Annotated in this window: 36 protein-coding genes and 1 pseudogene; 28 read left to right on the top strand and 9 right to left on the bottom strand. The window is 40.2% G+C overall.

All coding sequences use genetic code 11. The annotated features are described in order from the left end of the window. Window positions 1–52 precede the first annotated feature (52 nt). Window positions 53–193, bottom strand: a complete 141-nt coding sequence (locus VJ09_RS18210; RefSeq protein WP_154662329.1) for a hypothetical protein — start codon at window positions 191–193, stop codon at window positions 53–55. Next, the gene (locus tag VJ09_RS00185; RefSeq protein WP_044639722.1) at window positions 186–482 is read right to left on the bottom strand and encodes a hypothetical protein; all 297 of its coding nucleotides are present in this window, start codon (window positions 480–482) and stop codon (window positions 186–188) included. The genes VJ09_RS18210 and VJ09_RS00185 overlap by 8 nt, the downstream gene beginning before the upstream one ends. Window positions 483–633: 151 nt before the next feature. Between VJ09_RS00185 and VJ09_RS00180 the strand changes: the two genes are divergently transcribed. Together VJ09_RS00180 and VJ09_RS00175 are read left to right on the top strand one after the other, a co-directional pair. Continuing rightward, on the top strand, window positions 634–867 hold the full coding sequence (locus VJ09_RS00180) for a helix-turn-helix domain-containing protein (RefSeq protein ID WP_044639721.1): 234 nt from the start codon (window positions 634–636) through the stop codon (window positions 865–867). Further along, complete coding sequence (locus tag VJ09_RS00175; protein WP_044639720.1) at window positions 857–1123, top strand: hypothetical protein; 267 nt, start codon at window positions 857–859, stop codon at window positions 1121–1123. Before VJ09_RS00180 ends, VJ09_RS00175 begins: the two co-directional genes overlap by 11 nt. A gap of 105 nt (window positions 1124–1228) precedes the next feature. Here VJ09_RS00175 and VJ09_RS00170 read toward each other — a convergent pair whose 3' ends face one another. The 4 genes from VJ09_RS00170 to VJ09_RS00155 all read right to left on the bottom strand — a co-directional run bounded on the left by VJ09_RS00170 (window position 1229) and on the right by VJ09_RS00155 (window position 4476). Then, window positions 1229–1411, bottom strand: coding sequence for a hypothetical protein (locus tag VJ09_RS00170; protein WP_044639719.1), 183 nt, complete (start codon window positions 1409–1411; stop codon window positions 1229–1231). A 95-nt stretch (window positions 1412–1506) separates the two neighbouring features. After that, window positions 1507–2361, bottom strand: a complete 855-nt coding sequence (locus VJ09_RS00165) for a helix-turn-helix domain-containing protein (protein WP_222704937.1) — start codon at window positions 2359–2361, stop codon at window positions 1507–1509. Window positions 2362–2825: 464 nt separating this feature from the next. After that, window positions 2826–4184, bottom strand: a complete 1359-nt coding sequence (locus tag VJ09_RS00160; RefSeq protein WP_044639717.1) for an MFS transporter — start codon at window positions 4182–4184, stop codon at window positions 2826–2828. A 112-nt stretch (window positions 4185–4296) separates the two neighbouring features. Beyond that, window positions 4297–4476, bottom strand: coding sequence for a hypothetical protein (locus VJ09_RS00155; protein WP_044639716.1), 180 nt, complete (start codon window positions 4474–4476; stop codon window positions 4297–4299). Window positions 4477–4802: 326 nt separating this feature from the next. Between VJ09_RS00155 and VJ09_RS00150 the strand changes: the two genes are divergently transcribed. The 5 genes from VJ09_RS00150 (at window position 4803) to VJ09_RS00135 (ending at window position 8031) form a co-directional block, all read left to right on the top strand. Beyond that, the gene (locus tag VJ09_RS00150) at window positions 4803–5678 is read left to right on the top strand and encodes a ParA family protein (RefSeq protein ID WP_044639715.1); all 876 of its coding nucleotides are present in this window, start codon (window positions 4803–4805) and stop codon (window positions 5676–5678) included. Beyond that, window positions 5671–6198 (top strand): hypothetical protein, encoded by a 528-nt coding sequence (locus VJ09_RS00145; protein WP_044639714.1) that lies wholly within the window; start codon window positions 5671–5673, stop codon window positions 6196–6198. The genes VJ09_RS00150 and VJ09_RS00145 overlap by 8 nt, the downstream gene beginning before the upstream one ends. 359 nt (window positions 6199–6557) lie before the next feature. Continuing rightward, window positions 6558–6974, top strand: coding sequence for a hypothetical protein (locus VJ09_RS00140; RefSeq protein WP_147635394.1), 417 nt, complete (start codon window positions 6558–6560; stop codon window positions 6972–6974). Window positions 6975–7275: 301 nt separating this feature from the next. After that, complete coding sequence (locus VJ09_RS18205; RefSeq protein WP_154662328.1) at window positions 7276–7431, top strand: hypothetical protein; 156 nt, start codon at window positions 7276–7278, stop codon at window positions 7429–7431. An 87-nt stretch (window positions 7432–7518) separates the two neighbouring features. Beyond that, a complete protein-coding gene (locus VJ09_RS00135) occupies window positions 7519–8031 on the top strand; it encodes a DUF4352 domain-containing protein (RefSeq protein ID WP_044639712.1) in 513 nt (170 codons plus the stop codon). Window positions 8032–8080: 49 nt separating this feature from the next. Here the strand turns inward: VJ09_RS00135 and VJ09_RS00130 are convergent, their stop codons facing one another. Beyond that, complete coding sequence (locus VJ09_RS00130) at window positions 8081–9217, bottom strand: tetratricopeptide repeat protein (protein ID WP_230199062.1); 1137 nt, start codon at window positions 9215–9217, stop codon at window positions 8081–8083. A 30-nt stretch (window positions 9218–9247) separates the two neighbouring features. Then, window positions 9248–9442, bottom strand: a pseudogene (locus tag VJ09_RS19065) (helix-turn-helix domain-containing protein); the annotation flags it as partial. Window positions 9443–9692: 250 nt separating this feature from the next. On the opposite strand from VJ09_RS19065, the gene VJ09_RS18200 reads away from it, so the two are divergent. Further along, window positions 9693–9860 (top strand): hypothetical protein, encoded by a 168-nt coding sequence (locus VJ09_RS18200; RefSeq protein WP_154662327.1) that lies wholly within the window; start codon window positions 9693–9695, stop codon window positions 9858–9860. On the opposite strand, the gene VJ09_RS17365 is transcribed toward VJ09_RS18200, so the two are convergent. Next, a complete protein-coding gene (locus VJ09_RS17365; RefSeq protein WP_052807139.1) occupies window positions 9843–10217 on the bottom strand; it encodes a helix-turn-helix domain-containing protein in 375 nt (124 codons plus the stop codon). The genes VJ09_RS18200 and VJ09_RS17365 overlap by 18 nt on opposite strands. A gap of 173 nt (window positions 10218–10390) precedes the next feature. Between VJ09_RS17365 and VJ09_RS00120 the strand changes: the two genes are divergently transcribed. The 20 genes from VJ09_RS00120 to VJ09_RS00025 all read left to right on the top strand — a co-directional run bounded on the left by VJ09_RS00120 (window position 10391) and on the right by VJ09_RS00025 (window position 20647). Beyond that, window positions 10391–10606 (top strand): helix-turn-helix domain-containing protein, encoded by a 216-nt coding sequence (locus tag VJ09_RS00120; protein ID WP_044639710.1) that lies wholly within the window; start codon window positions 10391–10393, stop codon window positions 10604–10606. A gap of 164 nt (window positions 10607–10770) precedes the next feature. Beyond that, window positions 10771–11478, top strand: coding sequence for an ERF family protein (locus VJ09_RS00115; RefSeq protein WP_044639709.1), 708 nt, complete (start codon window positions 10771–10773; stop codon window positions 11476–11478). Then, window positions 11479–11748, top strand: a complete 270-nt coding sequence (locus VJ09_RS00110; RefSeq protein WP_044639708.1) for a hypothetical protein — start codon at window positions 11479–11481, stop codon at window positions 11746–11748. Continuing rightward, window positions 11745–11933 carry a hypothetical protein gene (locus VJ09_RS00105; protein ID WP_044639707.1) on the top strand — a complete coding sequence of 63 codons (189 nt, stop codon included), beginning with the start codon at window positions 11745–11747 and terminating at the stop codon, window positions 11931–11933. The genes VJ09_RS00110 and VJ09_RS00105 overlap by 4 nt, the downstream gene beginning before the upstream one ends. Before the next feature lie 113 nt (window positions 11934–12046). After that, complete coding sequence (locus VJ09_RS17360) at window positions 12047–12997, top strand: hypothetical protein (RefSeq protein ID WP_052807138.1); 951 nt, start codon at window positions 12047–12049, stop codon at window positions 12995–12997. Then, complete coding sequence (gene dnaI, locus VJ09_RS00090; protein WP_044639706.1) at window positions 12994–13923, top strand: primosomal protein DnaI; 930 nt, start codon at window positions 12994–12996, stop codon at window positions 13921–13923. The genes VJ09_RS17360 and dnaI overlap by 4 nt, the downstream gene beginning before the upstream one ends. After that, entirely contained in the window at window positions 13924–14253 is a 330-nt protein-coding gene (locus VJ09_RS00085; protein ID WP_052807137.1) for a hypothetical protein, read from the top strand. Then, on the top strand, window positions 14254–14757 hold the full coding sequence (locus VJ09_RS00080) for a hypothetical protein (protein WP_044639705.1): 504 nt from the start codon (window positions 14254–14256) through the stop codon (window positions 14755–14757). Then, window positions 14754–14975 (top strand): hypothetical protein, encoded by a 222-nt coding sequence (locus VJ09_RS00075; RefSeq protein WP_044639704.1) that lies wholly within the window; start codon window positions 14754–14756, stop codon window positions 14973–14975. The genes VJ09_RS00080 and VJ09_RS00075 overlap by 4 nt, the downstream gene beginning before the upstream one ends. Then, window positions 14972–15337 carry a RusA family crossover junction endodeoxyribonuclease gene (locus VJ09_RS00070; RefSeq protein ID WP_044639703.1) on the top strand — a complete coding sequence of 122 codons (366 nt, stop codon included), beginning with the start codon at window positions 14972–14974 and terminating at the stop codon, window positions 15335–15337. Before VJ09_RS00075 ends, VJ09_RS00070 begins: the two co-directional genes overlap by 4 nt. Beyond that, a complete protein-coding gene (locus tag VJ09_RS17355; RefSeq protein ID WP_052807136.1) occupies window positions 15334–15765 on the top strand; it encodes a helix-turn-helix domain-containing protein in 432 nt (143 codons plus the stop codon). The genes VJ09_RS00070 and VJ09_RS17355 overlap by 4 nt, the downstream gene beginning before the upstream one ends. A 16-nt stretch (window positions 15766–15781) precedes the next feature. Further along, the gene (locus tag VJ09_RS00060; RefSeq protein ID WP_044639702.1) at window positions 15782–16675 is read left to right on the top strand and encodes a DNA cytosine methyltransferase; all 894 of its coding nucleotides are present in this window, start codon (window positions 15782–15784) and stop codon (window positions 16673–16675) included. Window positions 16676–16764: 89 nt separating this feature from the next. Continuing rightward, window positions 16765–17169 carry a single-stranded DNA-binding protein gene (locus VJ09_RS00055; RefSeq protein ID WP_044639747.1) on the top strand — a complete coding sequence of 135 codons (405 nt, stop codon included), beginning with the start codon at window positions 16765–16767 and terminating at the stop codon, window positions 17167–17169. Window positions 17170–17194: 25 nt separating this feature from the next. Continuing rightward, window positions 17195–17611 carry an ArpU family phage packaging/lysis transcriptional regulator gene (locus VJ09_RS00050; protein ID WP_044639701.1) on the top strand — a complete coding sequence of 139 codons (417 nt, stop codon included), beginning with the start codon at window positions 17195–17197 and terminating at the stop codon, window positions 17609–17611. A 227-nt stretch (window positions 17612–17838) separates the two neighbouring features. Then, a complete protein-coding gene (locus VJ09_RS00045; protein ID WP_044639700.1) occupies window positions 17839–18078 on the top strand; it encodes a hypothetical protein in 240 nt (79 codons plus the stop codon). A gap of 12 nt (window positions 18079–18090) precedes the next feature. Further along, window positions 18091–18267, top strand: coding sequence for a hypothetical protein (locus tag VJ09_RS18195; RefSeq protein ID WP_154662326.1), 177 nt, complete (start codon window positions 18091–18093; stop codon window positions 18265–18267). A 71-nt stretch (window positions 18268–18338) separates the two neighbouring features. Continuing rightward, the gene (locus VJ09_RS00040) at window positions 18339–18791 is read left to right on the top strand and encodes an SHOCT domain-containing protein (RefSeq protein WP_044639699.1); all 453 of its coding nucleotides are present in this window, start codon (window positions 18339–18341) and stop codon (window positions 18789–18791) included. A gap of 62 nt (window positions 18792–18853) precedes the next feature. Then, entirely contained in the window at window positions 18854–19279 is a 426-nt protein-coding gene (locus VJ09_RS00035) for a terminase small subunit (protein ID WP_044639698.1), read from the top strand. Further along, window positions 19279–19971: a PBSX family phage terminase large subunit gene (locus VJ09_RS00030; protein WP_082050319.1), complete on the top strand. Its 693-nt coding sequence runs from the start codon at window positions 19279–19281 to the stop codon at window positions 19969–19971. The genes VJ09_RS00035 and VJ09_RS00030 overlap by 1 nt, the downstream gene beginning before the upstream one ends. 118 nt (window positions 19972–20089) lie before the next feature. Further along, window positions 20090–20647 (top strand): HNH endonuclease, encoded by a 558-nt coding sequence (locus VJ09_RS00025; RefSeq protein WP_044639697.1) that lies wholly within the window; start codon window positions 20090–20092, stop codon window positions 20645–20647. Window positions 20648–20680 lie beyond the last annotated feature (33 nt).

Here is a 20680-nt window from a genome sequence, read left to right as displayed (position 1 = left end):
TCAGTCATTTCCTCGCATAGATCAACCAACTCCGGCCATTCTTCCAAGTACATCAATCCCACCAACCTTCTTGCTCGGCTTTCTTCTTGCGAAGTCTGCGCCATTCGTAGTCCCACAAGCCAGCTGATTCTAGATCATCTTTCTCGTAGGCTTCATCTAGCTTTTTGCCAGCCTCTTCGATACGCTCATCCAAAGACTTTTTCTTGAGGAATTCGAACAATTTTGTTCACCTCCAACCAAATCCACTCACCAACTGGCTCAATCTCAAACATGGACCAGAAGTCGCTAGAGAAAGATGGTTTCTCATTTTGAAATTTTGGTACAACAGTGAAAGCGCAATCCGTAGCTTCAAAACGAGCTTCAACTTCAACCGCTGTGCCTTCAAAAACCAGCTCCAAACCTTCATGTCTAAAACGATTCATAAACCGTGGTGGTACGCGGTAGTACTCACCCGCTTCAGCATCGAAGAAAACTTTGATCATGCTGTATCCCCTTTCCTGGCATTTCAGTTATATTAGAAGAGAGTGTGTTAACCTCTTCTTGCATTCATTATATACGAAAGGTGATACAATATACAATGGTTTTAGATATAATTTTTTCTGAAAAATGTTATAATAGAAAGGAGGAGGCGAAATGAGGGTGAAGATTAACTTATCAGAAGCGCTTGGTAGAAAGAAAATGAGTCAAAGGCAATTATCTATACAAAGTGGAATTAGATACCCAACTATTCAGGCTCTGTATCATGAAACAGCTAAACGTATTGAATTTAGCCATCTAATCAAGATCTGCGAAATATTGGAATGTACTCCTGGAGAATTGTTTGAGATAATACCAGATACTGGAGGCGGAAACGAAGATGGAAAATAAGGAATTCCAAGCGTTACTAGCTGCTATTACTGATTTAAAATCTGATATGAATGATCAATTTAATCAAATGAACCAGAGATTTAATCAATTAGAAAATAAAGTAGATAAACATTACGCCAACACAGCTGCTATGTTTGAAACAGTCACTGAAAGACTTTCCAATATAGAACAACATGTAGCTCATTTAACCGAAAACAAAGCCAATAAAAGCGAAATATATCAAATGCGTGATGAAATATTGATCATCAAAGAATAAACCTCCTAGTTATTAGGAGGTTTATTTTATGGGGAAATATTCAGTTTGATTCAAATAGTCTCTCTACGGGCTTCCTAGCCGCCTTGTAGGACATTCTGAGAGGTGCTATCCCCGATGAGCTTCTGCTATCCTTTCTTCATCTCCCTCCTCATATATTTTTAGATCCTCAAAATCACCATTACAATAATCGCTTTGACACCCTGTTTCTTTAGCCTTATTATCGAAATCCCAAAAAACATCTCCACAAAGGGTACAAATATAAGTGTCGTTTTTGTTTTCTAGTTTCATTAAAACCATCTCCTCCTAACCAAATTGATACTCTAAAAAGTGATTAAAATCCTCCGATTCAATAATCACTATTTCTGAATAAAGGGATTTGGCAGTTATTTAGCAGCTTTTCTTCGCTCGAAATTCTCGTCCATTTTCTTCATCTTGGCATGGAGTTGCGCTTTCATCTTCTCAAACTCTTCATCTGTTAGATCGTCGTTTGAGGTTTTCCCTTCTTCCTGATTACGAACAGATTCTGGTAAATCAGAGTTATCTTTGTTTTTAGTTGGTAAATGGGTAACTTTTTGCTTTTTTGGTTTGTCTAGATACTCATTAAAGAGTCCAGACAAGAAAAGAACAATTTGAGCATTTTTCCCAGTAGCTTTTATGTATTTACTAGCTGCACCAATTAAGTCTGGGAAACCTACTTTTTGAATAGCTTCTAAAAACTTGTTGTGGTGCTCTTCATGTTTTTTTATGTCATCTGCTCCTACAGATGTAAATGTGCTTCTTAATGCCAAATATTGATTATCTGTTTCCCAGATCGGCGAAGCCTCCTCATCATCAAAATCTTTCTTAAAAGATGGATCTTTCTTAAAAGATATATCTTCCTTAGTGTCGGATTTTCCGTGACGGTTTTTCCGTGACGGTTTTTCCGTGACGGTTTTTCCCGCATGGTGGGAATGTTTATTTTCCTCGGTTTTTACCATGTCGGGTTTTTCCGCATGGTTATTTTCCGATACTTTTGGTGCAAACTTGATCTTATAGACAGTGTTATCGAATTTTCCTTTTGAACGCACTTTTTCAGCTTCGATAAATCCTTCTTTAACCAGTTTTTTGATGGCAGTTCCAACAGTGTCACGATTGATTTCACACATTTCGGCAATGCGTTGTTGAGTTGGCCAGCCTTCACCAGATTTATCTAGATGCATAGCAATGGTGAGATAAACATGGAGCATGTTACCTTTCAACTTTGCGATGGCTCCTTCTCTCCATAGATCCCAGTAGATACGTAGATGGAAATCATCTTGCTGCACCATGTTCCCTTCTGCATCCCAAGTTGTACGAGTTCCAAAGATACCACCAATGATTGGTTTATGATTTTCCATAATAAAAACCTCTCCCTTTTGTCTATTAACGACATGTTTGGAAGAGGATCGCTCGCTTACCGGTTATTTACTTCACTCATCTGAAAAATTTGGTCTTTTTGTATATGTTGACCAATATAATCAAACTGGTTAAAATAATGAGTGACTTGAAAATAAAATAACTTGGTTTGAGAGTTGTTTGCCGCAACTCCCTAACCGGTAAGGGCGATCCTGTTCGCAGCAGGTCGCTCTTTTTCTTTGATATGATTCTACCTTGTTTTACAGATTCCGACAATAGATTGATAGAGAAGCGGAGCTACTGACTAGCTGCCGCTTCTTTTTTTCATTTAGCTAATTTTGCTTTTTAACTCGCTTAATGTTTTTCGTGCGATCCAGTCGCTGCATCCAGATTTTTTCATGAGGGTTGGTCGTCCTGGTAATTCTCCATCTCGCTGGTGGAGGTAAATTGCCCACTCAACTGGAGAGGTCGGATTCTCCACCTTCATCTCCAGAATGGAGTTCTCCATCTTGTTGGAGGATTTCGCCTCCATCTTTGTTTTCTTGGAGGATTTTTTTGCTTTGCTGGAGGTCTCCAGTTTGGAGGTTTTCGCTTCTACATTGGAGGTCATATCTTCTTTGCTGGAGTTTTCCTCCTCCACCACTTCAGGTTGTTCCTCCACCTTATTGGAGGTGGTGGTGTCCACTTGGTTAGAGTTTTCCTCCTCCACCTTCTCCTCCATATTAGAGCTATTCTCTACCTTGTTGGAGGTGGTCTCCATGTCAGGAGAATCTTTTGATTCTAAGGTGTTTTCTGAATTGGAGGGGCTCTCCATATCTTGTTTATTGGAGGTCTCCAGTTCTGTTTTGGAGTCACTCTCCACTGTGGTGGAGTTCTCCAGTTTGGATGCATTTTCTACCTCCAATTGGTTGGAGGCTTCGATCTGGCTGGAGGTGTTCTCCACGTCGTTGGAGGTCTCCAGTTTGGAGGAATTCTCCACCTCCACCTTGGAGTTACTCTCCACCTTGTTGGAGGTCTCCATCTCCATATTGGAGGTGTTAGATTTTTTCTCTTCCTCTTCTTCGAACTCTGATTTATATCGAAAGGCCAATACACCTTCAGCAACGATCAAAAGAACTGGAGTAAAAATACCTATAATTAATCCACCCGTGGTGTCGCTCATTCCGGTGATATTAGACCATAGAACGAAGGCGATCCCAAGAGCAAAACCAGCAAGAGAAAATCCGAGATACCACCAATTCACCTTCCAGGTTTTTTGCATTGCAATTTTGGTTAATGAAGCCGTTGATGAAATGAATACAATCTCCCACATTAAAACACCAACGTATTCGAGTCCTCCAGTCGCCCCTGCACGACGTAGTAATTCGACAGAATGGGAGAAACTAAAATAGATAGTACTGATCAACACGAGAACCGTACCGATTTCTATCAAGAGACCGACGATAAAAGCGAATAATTTCCGCAAGTTGATATAGACAACATTGAACAGATTCACGATCATCGGACCAAAGTCTGCAATGAAAAATCCGACAGAATAGAAAGCACGGACAATTGGATTTGGTACTCGCTTATGGTTTGGGTATTCAACGTCGGCAGGTGCGAAAAATGCAATAGCTGCTACGATCAATGCGCCAGCTAGTATATAGAACAGCACCCATCCTTGAGAAAAAACACTTATTAAATCCACTTTTTATCACCTCTATTTAGTTTTCAATGGACAGTGTATAATCGGATCAAACCCTTTTCTAAGGGGCTTTTCTTGGCTTACTGGTGGCTTGCGACGCGTACCAGTAAGCCTATTATTTTTGCTTACTTTCCAAATGTTCTTTAAATAGAATTAATGATTCTTCAATAACTTGGTTACGACTTACTTTGCTCCCCCTTTCGTAGGACAATTTAATAGCTACTTGTTCGGCCCATTCTTTGAGATCTGGGGGAAGATCGATAGTAAACCGCTCTTTCTTATGCCTTTTGGCCATATGATCACCTCATAAATATTATATGCTTTCCATGACTTCCAATCAATAGTATTTTTAATAGTATTTTTACTTTTCTATATAGTGATAAAAATAAAGTTGATAATAACAATAAAGATAATGATGATCGTGTTGGTAAAGATAAAAATACTAGTATCAGTATGTATACATCAAATGATACTAGTATTTTTATTTGTATTATTTGATGTGCGATCATTTTCACCTGTACTTATAAACACAAACATACATTCCAATCTACAATTATTTATATATGTGGTACTATCTGTCTGTTGGAAACAACTAGGAGAAAGGAAAGAAGGTTTTTACACATGGCAGAGATCATTACCCTATCAATACAAAAAGGGGGCACGGGCAAGTCGACAACTACTGGAGCTCTGGCGTATTTACTATCGGAGAAGTATGGTCTAAAAACTCTTGTTGTAGACTTTGACCCCCAGGGAAACCAAACGGAGATGTTGGCAAGAACAGACACGGAAGAGTTTGAAAATCATACGATTTTAGAAGCTACCGAGCTGCTGGATCCACGCGATTATGTCGTGGAAATAACCAACAATTTGTACTTGATTCCATCGGATGACAATCTAGGAATTTTCCCAAGAAGACTCTTCCAGCGATATTTTCTAAAAGATGATCAAGGGAGAGCTCTTTTAGATAGTGATGGAGAGGTACAACTTAGTGTTGATGCTTCTTTAGTTCTAAAACGGACTCTAGAGCCAATACAGGAGTATTTTGACGTGATTCTGATCGACACGCCTCCAATGTTAAGTGACTACACAGCGAACGCTCTAATAGCTTCTACCGGCTGCGTCGTGATCTACCAGACGCATAAATTTTGTTACACGGCCGTGCGCAGGTTTTTAGAAACAGTTCGAGATTGCCAGGTACAATCCAACCCAGATCTAAAGTTGTATGGCATTCTTCCCTCCATGACTAACAAGCAACGATCTGACACAACTTTTTACCTGGAAATGATTCGAAAAAAATATGGAGACATGGTATTCAAAACCACAATCAAACACCAGGCTGCTGTTGCTAGGATTCCGATTTTTGGTTTGGATCCGGAAGAGAATGCCGAACTAAAAAAAGCCCTGGAACAATTTGATCATTTCGCAGTTGAGCTATTAGACCGCATCAAGAATAAAACAAGTTACGAAATTACAGAGGAGTTGCTAGAGCGTGGCTAATCTGATCGATCAAATCAAAAAAGCTGAAGACCAACAAAAGCAAAGCCTTGAAAAGCTAAAATCTAGAGGGAACCTCTTTCCGCCCAATAATGGAGTAGAACCGCAAAAACCAGATAATAGTGAAATTATCGATGAAAGTAATGATCCAAATAAAAATACTAGTATTCATACAAGTATTGATGAAAGTGAAGATAATGATACTAGTATTAATGCTGATGAAATTATCGATAATGGTGAAGATGTCACTATTCCTAAAGATGAAGTTAATGGCAAAGATAACGCTACATCTAAAGGTAAATCTAAAGCTAAGGGTAAAAAGTTACCTAGCCCTCCAAAGGAGCTTGCCAGAGACAGGAAGACATATGCTAACTGGTATTTAGAAAAAGATCTTCTGGATCGCTTCGAATCATTTTTAGACTATGTTGTGGAGAATGATCCTGCGGTGCAGCGAAAAGACAAAATCAAAAGCCATTATGTGTCGATCGCTCTAGAGGATTTTCTGAAAAAGTATGGATTTTAGTCCCTGATCAATGGCCAAGATCAGGACAAAAAACCACCTCTCATAACTCTGAGGGTGGTTTTTTATTTAACAACATGCAGGCTCAGCGCGATATATATCAGGCTTTGATAAGGTAGCTTGTGGAATATATGTAGCTGCTAATAAGCCAATAAGTAAAGCAACAATAACAAAACGATTCCTTATATTAAGAATCATTTTGATCATCCTTTCTTTTCATGACTAGCAGCAATCTGGTTCGGAGTTATTCATCGTGGAACCCCTCCTTGGATTGGAATGTATTAAACACCTACTGGATCTGGATCAGATATAAACATATCATCTGCCCTCCTTTATTCTATATAACCTCATCATACACATTTTTGCTATTATTTGAAAAAGGAGAGATGGAAATGATCGTGATAGATGGTGTTGAGATCGAGCGTACAGAAGAGATGGTGCAGCGTCATTTCGTGAGCATCGCCAAGCGGCGGCTATTGAAAGAGTTCCAGCGGGGGCAAGAGCTAGCAAACTGGCTGATCTATTACGAGGATGCCAATGCAGAAGAACAAGCACATATATTATTTAAATCACTTCAATCTTATCTAGTGGCAGCTTATCGCGAAGATTGCCCTGGTCAAGATCCTAGTGATAAGGAGTTATTGAGCTGGATCGATGATAACGCCATTCTAAGCGAGCATCTAGGAAGCACAGAGTGGACCGTCTGGATTGATATGAGCGTAATGATGGATCTGCATCTAGAACATAAAAAAAACCGGAGGATAATCCCTCCGGCTTAGTTTTTACTTCTTCTTGTCGTTCTTCTTTGAATCTTTTTTTGATTCAAGAGCCTGCTTGTGCCCCACTGCTTGGATGCCTTTCTTTTCGCCATTCTTCACAACGCCGATCCATTTTAACATTTTACATCACCCTCCAAATGTTTTATAATGGAGGCAAATTTGGTTGAGAAGTACTTACAACGCCTTTGGAGTTGCCGCTCCGAGGCGTTTTCTCGTTTGCCTCCATGTATACATGTTAACATATAAACAAATTGACAGTCAATTATAAAATGTTAAAATGTTAACAAAAAGGAGTGGGATTATGGCTGATGAAATTAAAATGAAGATGATTGCGATCCGAATCACACCAGAGAAAGCAAAGGAATTGAAGATCTATCTGGCTAAGAAAGATTTGTCATTGCAAGAATTCCTAGAAAACTATATTGATAAGACGTTAGAAGAAGATAGCAGCCAATAATGAGCTGCTTTTTTTGTTTATAGATAAACGACAGTAGATGTGCTATCCTAAATTTGAAAATTCGGATACATAAAGGAAGATGATCATATGAAGAAAGTATTAGCATCTACAGCACTCATCGCTACGCTTTTAGCTGGATGCACAACAGAAGTGGAAACGGTTGGACCAGACAAAACAACAGTAAACAAACCAGCAGAGCAACAGCAACAACAAGCAAAGGTTTATAAGCTCGGGGAAACCGTGAAAGTGGATGGACTAGAAATACAGATCACATCTGCAAAATACACCAAACCCGCTGAATATGGACCAGCTAAAAACGGAAAGGTTCTCACCTTAGAAGTAGCAACCAGTAACACAGGACAAACCCAGGCACTAGTTGATAATGTTGCTTTTAACTTGTACGACAAAGACGGGAACAAGATGGAACCATATTTCTCCTATGATGAAATGGCTATTACTGGACAAGTGAATGCGGGTAAAAAGCTAAACGGGAAATTGTACTATGACGTTAAAGAAGGAGAAAAATTTGAACTTGTATACGTTCCGATGCTTTCTATGGATCAAAAGGAAATCAAGTTCGAAATCATTCCATCTAAATAATATAAAGGCAGCCATGAGCTGCTCTTTTTTTGTGCAAAAAAAATCCACCCTATAGGTGGCAATTAGCAAGGCATTTATTTAGGACTCCTCTGGATCTGGTATGTTGTACATGATCATCCCTCCTTTCTAGTTTAGATAAATATGTTTTGATTTTTTCAGTTTTCTTAATAAAGTTATGCTTGTTTGAGATATGCAATGCTCTTTGATATAGCTCAATGGAATGATCAATATCACCTAAATAGCTCCAATAATATGCCAACGATTCTAATCCATCTACCAATAAAAGCATGTCATTGTGTTTTTCGGCTATGGAGATTCCTTTTTCAATGTTTCTTTTTGCTTCCTCCAAACGATCTAACTTAATATATAGTTTCCCCATCGACATATAAGCTAAAGCTATTTTGTTTCTTCTTTTCAGGCTTTTTTCAAAAGACAGAGCTGTTAGAAAACAGTTTTCTGCATTGATTAGTTGGCACTTTAATTCTGATGAGATTAGTCCAATTGTGGTCCAAATATTACAAGAGACATCTGCGGACTCAGTTTCATGAGACAGTTGAATTGCCTCGTCACATAGTTTTTTTCCTTTTTCGTATTCTTTTTGATCTAAACAGATTAGAGCTTTTAGTTCGTAAACCTGTGCTCTTACTTGAATTCGGGATATAGAGTTGATCCTGCTGTAGAGGCTATCTAAAATCCCATTTGCTCTTTCTATATTTCCAAGCTGATATAAGAACAGAGCACGATTGTACTGGAGAACGTTGAAAATATCTGTTCTTTCACCACCTTTGAAAAAAGAGTCCATACCTTTTTCAGTGTAGTGTAAGGATAACTGGATATTGTTGTTTTGGTAAGAAAGCAGTCCAAGATCCAAATAGGATAAGGCAGGTATATTTAAACGAACATCATAATCTCTCAATTTATTTGCTAGATCGATCGCTTTTTCAAAGTAATAGGTAGCAGTTTGAAAGTTACCTCGCAGGTGATGTTTACCTAATAAGTAGTTTAAATAAGGCTGTAAGCGATGTTTTGGGTCCATTTGTATTTGTTTTAGAGTAGAACAGGAACCAGCGTGCCGAATTTGCGACTCTGCTGACCTTAGAGTCATCAATAAAATATGTTCTTCTTGTTGTATTTTCTGGATGACCTTTTCCAGATCTGTTTGCGTAACCCCAAGTTTGGATAACAAGTGATCTAGTCTTTGAGTATTAGAAGAACCACGTTCAATTTTACTGATGGTGGAGATAGAAATACATTTGTCTGCTAGATCTTCCAGGTTCTTTCCTTGCTCTTTGCGGAGATAGCGGATCGCGTTTCCTAATAGATAAGGGTCCAGAAAACTTCCCTCCTTAAATATGATAAAAATATTTTTATTTCCTTGTTTAATTGTGTCTAACCCCGTTTTTTTAGACACATTTGTAGAAAAAGGGCATAGTTTTAAGAAATTTGATAAAATCACCCTGTTTTTTTAGTCGCAAAAGTAGAAAAAGGCTATTAGACACAATTTGCACAATTATTTTTGTAAACGTTATAATATTCTCACTAAGTACAAATAATTTTCACAGGTGTTCCAGAATTAGGGTCTGTAAGAAATTACAATAAGAACGTTCGTTCTCTTCTGGTCAGTCTAGTGTTAAAATTAAACAACAACAGGAGTGGAGATCATGCTAATGCAAAATAACGAAAGCGAAAACTATTTCTTTGGGAAGAATGAACGTTTGGAGCTGAGTGATCTTGTTTCTAGCTTGTCATCATCCATGAATTTAACTCCAGATGAGCGGAAGCAGATCCAACGTCTCATTTTAAAATATAGTTTAGTTAGACGAGCGTAATATACGATCTAAAATACCTGTTAGAAGTTGCCTGACTTCTTCTTGTTCTTGATCTTCTAATGTAATTCCATTTAAAGTTAATTCTTTATGAACCAAATCATTTCGAATTTTTTTCAGATCCAGCTGAGCAAGTGGATCTTTTTTTCCATCCATACCTATCAAATAGTCGGCTGTTACTCCTAATAGGTCGGCTATTTTTGTGATTGTATCTGTATCAGGTTCGTATTTCCCCTGTTCCCATCTAACTACTGTTGTAGCAACAACCCCTACATGATTGGCTAACTGTTTTTGAGTTAGTTTTTTTCTCTGTCTCGCCGCTCTAAGTCGTTGGGAAAAAATTGTTTTTTCTTTTTTCATTTTCCCGATCACACCCCACATTGGATTAACTAATGATGATTATATATTAATTATTAACATTCAACGCAACAAATGAAATAAAAAATGATAAAAAGGCACTTGACTATATGCCAATATAGCATATAATTGAGTTATGAATTCGTTATTCGCATTTTCTGAAAGGAGGCTCGATTATGAATTTAAATGCTTTGGTTTCCTTGAGAAGGAAAAATAAAATCACTCAAACACAAATGGCCGAAGCGCTAGGTTGTGGCCAAAGCGATTACCAACGGATGGAGAGCGGAAAGTATCGCATTAAAGCAGTAGATCTTCCTGTGATTGCCGCTAAGTTGAACATTTCTCTGAATGAGTTGGTCAATCTCCTTTTTTGCAGCCAAAAAAGTGCTTAAAACGCACTAGAGTGAGTTGTAAATGTCATTTAAAGGAGGTGATACAGTGAGCCGGATGACCAGAGGCTCTAAAACAAAAAAGTCCGCTGGTGCTGAGAACACCAAACGGACCGTTTAGAAAAGTTTTCATGGTCAGTATAACACGAATAAAGGAGATCAAACAAATGCAAACAAGCGAAAAGATTGGCAATATCGCCGCTGCTCTTTGCCAGTTTCAAGGTACTGTAAGCAATCCGAAGAAAGACAGCGTAAACCCTCACTTCCGTAGCAAGTACGCCGATTTGGATGCAATCATCACAGCGATCCGTCCGGCACTTCTTGAAACTGGATTATCTTTCATTCAGAACCAAGTGAGAGATGAGCAAGGAAACATCGGAGTCTATACCATGATCCTTCATAAGAGCGGTGAATTCTTCCAACTTGATCCTGTGTACGTAACACTTGATAAGAAGACAGCCCAAGGGATTGGATCGGCTTTAACTTATGCAAAACGCTATTCACTAAGCATGGCGTTTGGGATCGCAGCAGATGAAGACGATGACGCAAACAGCATCACACCACCGCCGAATCAACCACAACGAATGCAGAACAAACCACAGCCACAAACAAAACAGAAACCAGCACAACAGCCGAAGCAAGAAGCACAGCCAACAGGAAGCAAGCCTCAAGGAATGGCCAATGAGACGCAACGCAAAAAGATCTTCGCATTAGGTAACAACTTAAAATTGAACAACGATGAGATCAAAGAAATAGTGCTTGCTCGTACGAAGAAACAGAGCACGAAAGAGCTGACAACCAAGGAAGCAAGCGACCTGATCGAATACCTGGAAAAAGAAAAACTCGTCAAAGCGTTCAAAGGAGGTGTGGCGTAAATGGCTAAACGTAAAAGCCAACGCATCACCTTGACGGCCATGCTGATCAGTGACCGCCGTGAGTATGGAGAGAACTACTACACCTTTGCTGTCGGGAACATCCGAGAAGGCAACTGGTACGAGTGGAGAACTCAGGTAAGTCGTCAAGATCTCATTGAGGGTCACACCTACGAGATCAAGGCAACTGTGAAAGGCAGAGCAATGAAGCGCACGATGGTAAGTCGAGTCACAGTGGTTCGGGAATTACCAGCATTGGAGATAGGAGCATGAGCCGCCTGGTTCATCTCTTTCTCCAAAGTTATGAGGCTGACATTGTCTTGGACGCTTTGAGAGGTCTAAGACTCAGCTTCATCAATCGAGGGCTAAACACGGACGGAATAGACGGATTGATTCAAACAGTCACGGATCAGATCGAGGTAAATAAGGCCTTGGATGATTGGGGACACAACACATAAAAAAATTTTGGTATCGATGTCACAGGCGGAAACCAGTTACGACATTAAGTAGTAGACAGGAAAAAGGCGGCTTTCGGGTCGCCTTCCTATAAAGATCAGCTGGAGGGGAAAAGGTGGGCGGATTCTTCAAGATTTACCGAGAGATATTCCAACATGAAATTTTCAAAGATGAACTAGGGTTTCGGCTATTTATGTTGATCATGGGAAACGCAGTCTATGAAAAAGAGGGCATCGAGCACAAAGGAATGCACCTCCAGCGAGGTCAGTGGGTAAGATCCTACAGAAGATTAGCTAGTGACCTTGAACGGAAAGAAGGACGTGGATATAAAAAGCCTTCTATCTCGACGATAAAACGCGTTGTTGACCGTCTTATTAAGTCTCATTTAGTGACAATTAGCGAAACGGATAACGGAACACTGTTCACGGTGGTGAATTACGAGAAATATCAAGGGGTTACAGGTGATACCGAAACAGTTAGCGGAACTGTTAGCGGCTCATTAGAGGAACGTTACCGGAACAAGACTAAGAAAGATAAGAAAGATAAAGAAGAAATATATGATGATGACGCTGACCTCTGGAAAGAATTAGGATCTGATTCTTGGGGACAAGAACCAACCCCACAACAAAAATACGAAAACGAAATCAAATCTTATTTCTTTGAAAAGGCGAAATTCGAGAAATTGGATCTCAGTAATAATGACTACCGATTACTTGGTCAGTTTTGGGAAAAGAGTATATCCATTGATCGGATCAAAGAGGTAATTGATCATTCTGTTAGAACACTTGCAAGAAATGGCGAAAAGCTGAATTCACTTGTTTATATAGCTAGGATCATAGAGAAAGAAGAGAAAAAGAAGCAAGCAAGGAAACATCAACAAATCGTCCCTTTTAAGCAGTCCAAACCAAAGCAACAACAGAAACCTTCTACACCTGTACCAATGGCGTTTCGTGAGGCAAAAGAGCAACAACCAGAACCAAAAGCATCACCACAGGCCTTAGCTGAGTTTGAGAGATTAAAACAAGAACTTCTTGAGAAGACACGAAGGGCAGGAACCGCACAATGAAAGAAGTTACAGCGCAAATAAACAAGCTATTCCCTAATAGGAGATTTCCTTCTGTAGATGAGCGATTGAACGAGTTGATGAGTCACCTTTCAATCAGATCCTTCCAAAAAGAAAACCCTGATATTCCTCAAGAGGTTTACAGACGGTCACTGCACACCCTAAGCCAATATGTAAGAGAACAAGGGAATTGTGCTGCGTGCCAGGGACTAGAAACGTGTGGAAATATGGTTACTGGGCATGAATCGGAGTTAGTAACATCTCATAACTATCTAGACGTTCGGATGAAGAAATGCAATCGATTGAAATCATACGAAAATATGCAAAAGCGGAAAGAGCTTCTAAAAAGTCACAAGATACCAAAAAGCGTGTTAGGAGCTACCTTCCAAGATATCGAGTTTGATGAAAGAGCCAATGTGATCATGGAAGCGATGCAGTATTGTAGTTTGTTTGATGATGGGATTCCAAAGCAAGGATTGTATCTATACGGATCATTTGGAGTAGGAAAAAGCCATATTGCTGGAGCGATTGCCCATTATATTACAGGCGTTGGGCTTGATGTTTTCATGGCATATGTACCGGATCTGGTCAATGAAGTGTACGCTTCCATTCAAAAAAAGACCACCAGCCAATTGCTCGATGCGATTAAACAAGTAAAGGTTTTGATTTTGGATGATATAGGCGCAGAAACAATGAGTCCTTGGTTCCGAGATGATGTACTTGGAGCAGTCCTCCAACATCGTATGGCAGAAGAACTCACTACTATATTTACTTCTAACTTGACTCTGGAAGAGCTAGAAAAACACCTTTCTTATACTCAAAAAGGTGGACATGAACCAATCAAGGCAGGACGGATCATGGAAAGGATTAGGCACTACGTGAAGCCTCTGTATGTAACAGGACCAAATCGAAGACCAGGGGTGGTCTAGATGGCAGTACCTGCACAAGTCGTTTCCCTTTACCACTGGAAGAAGAAACAAGCTAGGAAAGAACTCAGCGTAATTAGTGATCTTGAGCGGGAGTACATGACAAAAAGCTCCCGGAAAGTATATATCGCACTGGAAGAGCTCAACTTTTTCTGGGATGAGCGAGAGATAGAAGACTTTCGCAAGATGTGGTCAGCGGGTTTCTCTATACTGGATATTGCAAGGATGTTTGACCGAGATCCTGATGAGGTGCTGATTCTAGCGATTGATCAAGGGAAACAGGAGCTAATTGAGCCGAGAAAAGGCGGAGTATTTGGGAGGAGAATGAGGTAAATGAAAATTTCTTACGAGTCGTTTCGAACAATGGCATGGCAGATTTTAAATGATATTGATGGTGCTATGAATATAAAGGCGAATTTTGAAATGAAGCTATGGATCGCCTATCGAGATACTGCCAAGGAAATTCGTGATGTTATGGAGGAATGCCAAAGCGAGATAGTGACTGAAACAGAAGGAACAGAATTATTTTTTAAGCAAGAGAAGGAGTGGCGTGAACTTAGAGATAAGGCAAACCTTTTGTATCACGACATAAAATATATCCTTCAGAACATGGTAGAAATCAATGGAGTACAGATGAAGGCCGGACAAATCTATTCTCATCCGATGTATGACCAACATTTTAAAATCAGAGAAATCGTACAAGACCAAGATGATTTGGAAGATTCCCTTATTCATGGAGTCTATGTAGATCCACAAGATTATACAGACGAGGGTCGTGAAGTTCATCATCGAGCATGGCACATATTGGAGGAATGGAGTCTGGAGGGAGAAGAATGATCATCACCATCGGGCACGATCAGGAAAGCTACTGGAGAGTGGTGACAAAGCTAGGGCGGCAGTTGATTTGGCTGCCCTTCCGCTACCAGACCAGAGAAGAGGCAGAGAAAGAAATTGCACGTCTCAAAGGAGAAGATGAGCCTAGCATCAATAACATAGATGATCCGGCAGAGTTTAACCGCCGATATTGGGAGTTTTGGGAGGATGAGGAACGATGATCCAATACGAAGTTCCAGGCAGGGCTGTTCCCGCTGTAAGAATGACGCAAAAGAGCAAATGGACCAATCCCCAAGCACAACGATATCTGACATACAAGCGAGATGCAGGATGGTATGCACGCCAAGCAACCAAAGCCATGCTAGAGGGCGAGATTGAGGTAGTGATCAAAGTTTATCTTTGGAGAAATCTTCGGAGCGATGCAGATAACCTAGCCAAAAGCCTGCTTGATTCGGCTAATGGCATTTGTTTCAAAGATGATAGTCAGGTAATGAAGCTCACAGTTGAAAAAATCAGAGTAAAAAAAGAACTTGAGCAACGAGCCGAGGTCACCATTATAGAACGAGAGGTGAAAACGGCATGAAATCAATAAAAAGTAACCCCCAAGTAATAGATTCTGTCCATCATTATTTCATGAAAGGCATTAATTACAAGGATATTGCTCGCAAAATTGGAATATCACGAGTTACGGTTGAACGGATCGTACATCAAGAGAGATCCAAACATCCTGATAAGTGGTTAAGAAAAAAACATCGACAGACTCCAATTTATAACGCTAAAGGGAAAATGATTTACGACCCAGAGTTTCATCCAAATCACGGGAAGCCCTTCACAGAAGAAGAGAAAGAATACATGTGCAAGTTCCATGAAATCGATGGTTTTCAATCAATAGGATATGCATTAGGGAGAACAACGGTGGCTATTAGAGATATGATCAAGTGGCTAAAAAAGAATGGTCTATATGAGTATTACAAGCATCTCAACAAGCATTATTGCGGAACAGCATCTTAGGAAAAGGAGATAACATATGAGAGTTTTAGACCTCTTTAGTGGGATCGGCGGTTTTCGCCTAGGGATGGAAGCAGCTGGACACCAAGCCATTGGATGGGTAGAGATCGACAAGCACGCAAGAAAATCATATGAGGCTATACATCAGCCGGAAGGAGAATGGACACACGATGACATTCGAACAATTGACTATCGAGATGTTCCTAGAGCCGACATCTGGACATTCGGATTTCCCTGCCAAGACATCAGCGTTGCAGGAAACCAAGCAGGATTTGGTGGCGAAAGATCCTCTCTCTTCTTTGCAGTCACTAAGCTCTTACGCCAAATCAAAGCATGGAATCCCAAAAGAATGCCTTCCTACCTTCTCATTGAAAACGTTAAAAACTTTCTATCAGTTAATGGCGGATGGGACTTCCTCCTTGCCCAAGCTGAACTGGATGAAATCGGGTACGACTGTGAATGGCAGCTTCTCAACTCTAAAGATTTCGGAGTCCCCCAAAATCGCGAAAGAGTATTCATTGTCGGACATCTTAGAGGACGAGGTACACGAAAAGTATTTCCTCTCGAAAGACAAAGCAGAGAAGCTCATTGTAAACTCGCTGGCAGGTTAGCGCTACCTGGAAAGGATCAGTGGAATAGGGTCTATGATCCAAAAGGATTAGGACCAACTCTCACAACTATGCAGGGTGGTAGACAAGAACCAAAAGTAACGGATGGATACAGAATCCGAAAACTAACACCAAGAGAATGCTTTAGACTCCAAGGCTTTCCAGATTGGGCGTTTGATCGAGCAAAAGAGAATGGCGTATCAGATAGCCAGCTTTATAAGCAAGCCGGAAACAGCGTGACCGTCAATGTGATTTATGAGATAGCAAAGCGGATGCAGATAGAAGAGACAGCCAAAGAGGCATAAAAAAACCCTCACTCAGGGGCTACTGAGTGGGGGACTTAAAAAACGACTGGGTAAATCCAGATTTGATTATAACACGAGGAGAGATAGATGTGATAAACCGGATAATCCTTGTTGGCCGCCTAACCCGTGATCCTGAATTGCGTTATACCCCATCAGGCGCAGCAGTTACCAAATTCAATATTGCAGTAGATCGTAAGTACACCAACCAAAAGGGAGAACGAGAAACAGATTTTATCCCAATTGTAGTCTGGCAGAAGTTAGCTGAAAACTGCGCTAACTATCTGGCTAAAGGGTCATTAGTCGGCGTAGATGGTCGCCTACAGATCAACCAGTATGAGAAAGAAGGGCAGACCCATAGAAGCCCACAAGTAGTAGCCGAAGACGTACGGTTCTTGGATCGCAAGAAAGACGGCGATGGCAGCCAGAAACAAAAACAAGACGATCCATTTGCTGGTATTGGCACAGAAGTTAACTATGATGACTTACCTTTTTAGATAAAAAATAGAGGAGTGGAGAAGTGTGGGAGCAGCATTAAAATATAAAAAAGCAGATTACCGAAAAGATGTAGAGGCAATGCTACGATCCTACCATTGGCTAAATGAGATGGTGCAAGAACAAAACAAAAATCTAATGCCCTCCTGCACTTCATCTGCTGGTGATGATGGAATTAGAGGTTATAGCGAATTTATATCACCTACTGAGAAGATGGGTGTTAAAAGAGCAGATAACTTTTATAAAGCGAATCTGGTGTTGATTAATGAGTCGCTAAGAAAGCTGTCCTTTAAAGAACGTATCGTGATCCAAGAAACATATCTTAGAGAAGATAAACAACCAGTCCTAGAAGTATGCTTCCGCTTAGGAATGAAGGAACGGAGCTACTACCGACTAAAGAGAGAAGCAATAGAGAAACTAGCTTATTGGATGGATTTCAAATAATAGTGTCAGCTTTGGCAGTTTTTGCAGGAAAGGGAAGCTGGAAGGCGATAATATGGTACTAGGTACTTTTGCAAGAAAGAGAACTGCAGCGGCTACTCTCTTTCTTCAAACACATAAAACAGATGGAGCGAGTCGGGGCGAAATGCTCTGGCTCGTTTTTTGTTATGCGGAAAATAGAGACTAATCTGATATACAGGTTTGATTCACAAACAAAGGGAGGACAGAAGATGGTCCAGTTGGAGTCGATCAAACATCTAGACTTTACCAACGCAGAGATCATGATGGCAGCACAGGCCGGGGATACAGAAAAAGTATTAGAGTTGAGTTTTCGAATGACTAATCATATACGTAATGTCAGGCATGAGGCTGGGCATTTTTTCGAACATGAAAAGAAATCAAAAAGAAAAGGGATTACTGGTGGATTGATGTTTTTTCTAGAGAGTATGGGGTTAAAGCATAGACAATAGGAGGCGGAGACAATGCAACCGATATACAAGCAAGGAGAGAAGGTGAGAGTTGGTAATAGGACAGGCGTTATATACGATGTGAACAAGAAGCTCGAAGTGTATCAGGTGATGTTTGATAAGTGGTACGGGGAGCTGATCTCGTTCGAGCAACTAGAAAGGAGAGACAAAGATGAAAAGAAATTACACTGATCCAGAAGAGTCCTAAAAGGTAAACTGATTAAATGTAACGAATCTCTCCATAGACAACAGGAGGGGTTCACTTGATAGCAAAGGGCATAAATGCGACTATCGAATTAACGGACGATAAAGTGATTATTCATCGTAAAGGTATAATGGCATGGATAAATGGATTAAGAGGTAGTAAAGAGATTTATTTATCTTCTATAACTGCTGTACAACTGAAAAAGGCATCGAAAGTCTCAGATGGATATATTGAGTTTGTTTTCTCTGGTGGTAAAGAACAAAAAGGCAGTACCATTGTTAAAGTTGCCAAACATGAAAACAGCGTTATATTCAGACCTTGGAAACAAAAAGAGTTTGAGGAATTAAAGACCGCAATAGATCAACGATTGGCCAATATTAATAGGGTTTCATCAGCAGCTCCTATTATGGGTGAAATAGAGGCATTGGAGAAACTAGCGAAATTAAGAGATCAAGGCATCCTAACAGAAGAAGAGTTTAACCAAAAGAAAAAACAAATCCTTGGAGCATAGCCACCTTAACAGGTGGTTTTTTAGTGTAAACGATATGAAAAAGGCGAGGTGGTGAGGTTGAGGTGAGCAAACTTACTTCTAAACAAAAGGCTTTTTGTGATTATTATATCGAGACTGGAAACGCTGCGGAGTCCGCAATAAAAGCAGGTTATAGCAAGAAAACGGCCAAGGAAACAGGATACGAAAACCTCACAAAACCTCACTTAAAGAAATATATAGAGGAGAAAATTGCTCAGAAGGATAGAGAACGGATTGCCTCTCAAGATGAAGTTCTCGAATTCCTGACATTGGTATTACGTGGAGAGATCACAGAGCAGATTCCTGTTGTTATGGAGAAAGACTTTGAAATGGTCGATAAACAGCCAAATATTCGAGATCGAACGAAAGCAGCCGAACTCTTGGGCAAACGATACGCTCTATTTAAAGAGAATGTAAACCACTCTGGAGATGTTGGAATTAGTATATCTGTTGATTATGGTGATGACTGATGAATGTAGTCGTTCCATTTAACCGCCATTTCAAAGATGCCAACCAGATACGCAAACGGTATCGAGTCATGAAAGGTTCTGCTGGTAGTGGTAAGTCGGTCAACATTGCCCAGGACTATATCATCAAGCTCTCTGATATGCGATATAAAGGGGCTAACCTTCTAGTAGTCCGTAAGGTAGATGCAACACATCGAAATAGTACCTTTGCAGAATTAACGGCAGCCATTAACCGGATCTTTGGCGATCGTGCAGATGAGTATTGGAAAGTTACACAATCTCCTCTCAAACTACAAAATAAGATCACCGGAAATACAGTGATCTTTCGAGGAGTAAATGACGCACGAGACCGAGAGAAACTAAAATCTATCAACTTTCCAAAAGGGAAGCTCGTGTGGATCTGGGTCGAAGAGGCTACGGAGTTGCAGGAAAGTGATGTAGATATACTAGATGACCGTTTGCGTGGTGTGCTGCCTAACCCTAATTTGTATTACCAGATCAGTTTCACCTTTAATCCTGTATCAGCATCCCACTGGATCAAACGGAAATACTTTGATATCGAGCATGAGGATATATTCACACATCACTCCACCTACCTGGAAAATCGTTTTATAGACGAGGCGTACCACAGACGGATGATGCTTAGAAAACAACAAGATCCCGATGGTTATCGCGTTTATGGGTTAAATGCCTAGCCCATGTAAAACTCCTCTAATTCGGTGGAACCCCTAACGTAAAGCCGAGGGCAATACCGAGCTAGAATCATTGATATTTATCACTCTTTTTACGGTATAATTATATGGGGTGATAATAATGAAAAAAGATGAGTTATTCGTTCCTATTGCTGGTTATGAAGGGTTATACGAAGTGTCTAACCATGGTACTATAAGGGCGTTGAATAGGACAGTAATAGACAAGGATGGGAAACCAAGATTTTTCCATGGAAGAGAGGTTGCATGGGGGAAAACAAAGGCAACAGATAGACACCCTATTCAGCGTTACAATGTGGAACTGTGGAAAGATAATAAAAGAAAACGTATTCCAGTCCATCGTTTAGTAGCGTTGCATTTTATTCCGAATCCAGCAAATAAACCACAAGTAAATCACATTGATGGAGATCCATCTAACAACTACTATAAAAACCTAGAATGGGTAACAAATTCAGAAAATGTAAAACATGCACATGCAAATGGTCTAAACAAAGGGATTGGAAAGCCCATAATAGGAACGAATATAAAAACAGGAGAACGCCACCATTTTAAAAGTTGCGAAGATGCCGCAAGAAAGATCAATGGAAACCCAGATGCGATCAGAGGGGCATTGAAAGGGCGAGTAAAAACTAGTGGCGGATATACTTGGGAATATCAATGATTCGAGTGTAACGACTAGTCGAAAGACGTAGGG

It is taken from the genome of Risungbinella massiliensis (assembly GCF_000942395.1).
In the GTDB taxonomy this organism is placed as follows: domain Bacteria; phylum Bacillota; class Bacilli; order Thermoactinomycetales; family Thermoactinomycetaceae; genus Risungbinella; species Risungbinella massiliensis.
Note: the sequence above shows the minus strand (reverse complement) of the source record. Positions and strands in the feature narration are given on the sequence as shown.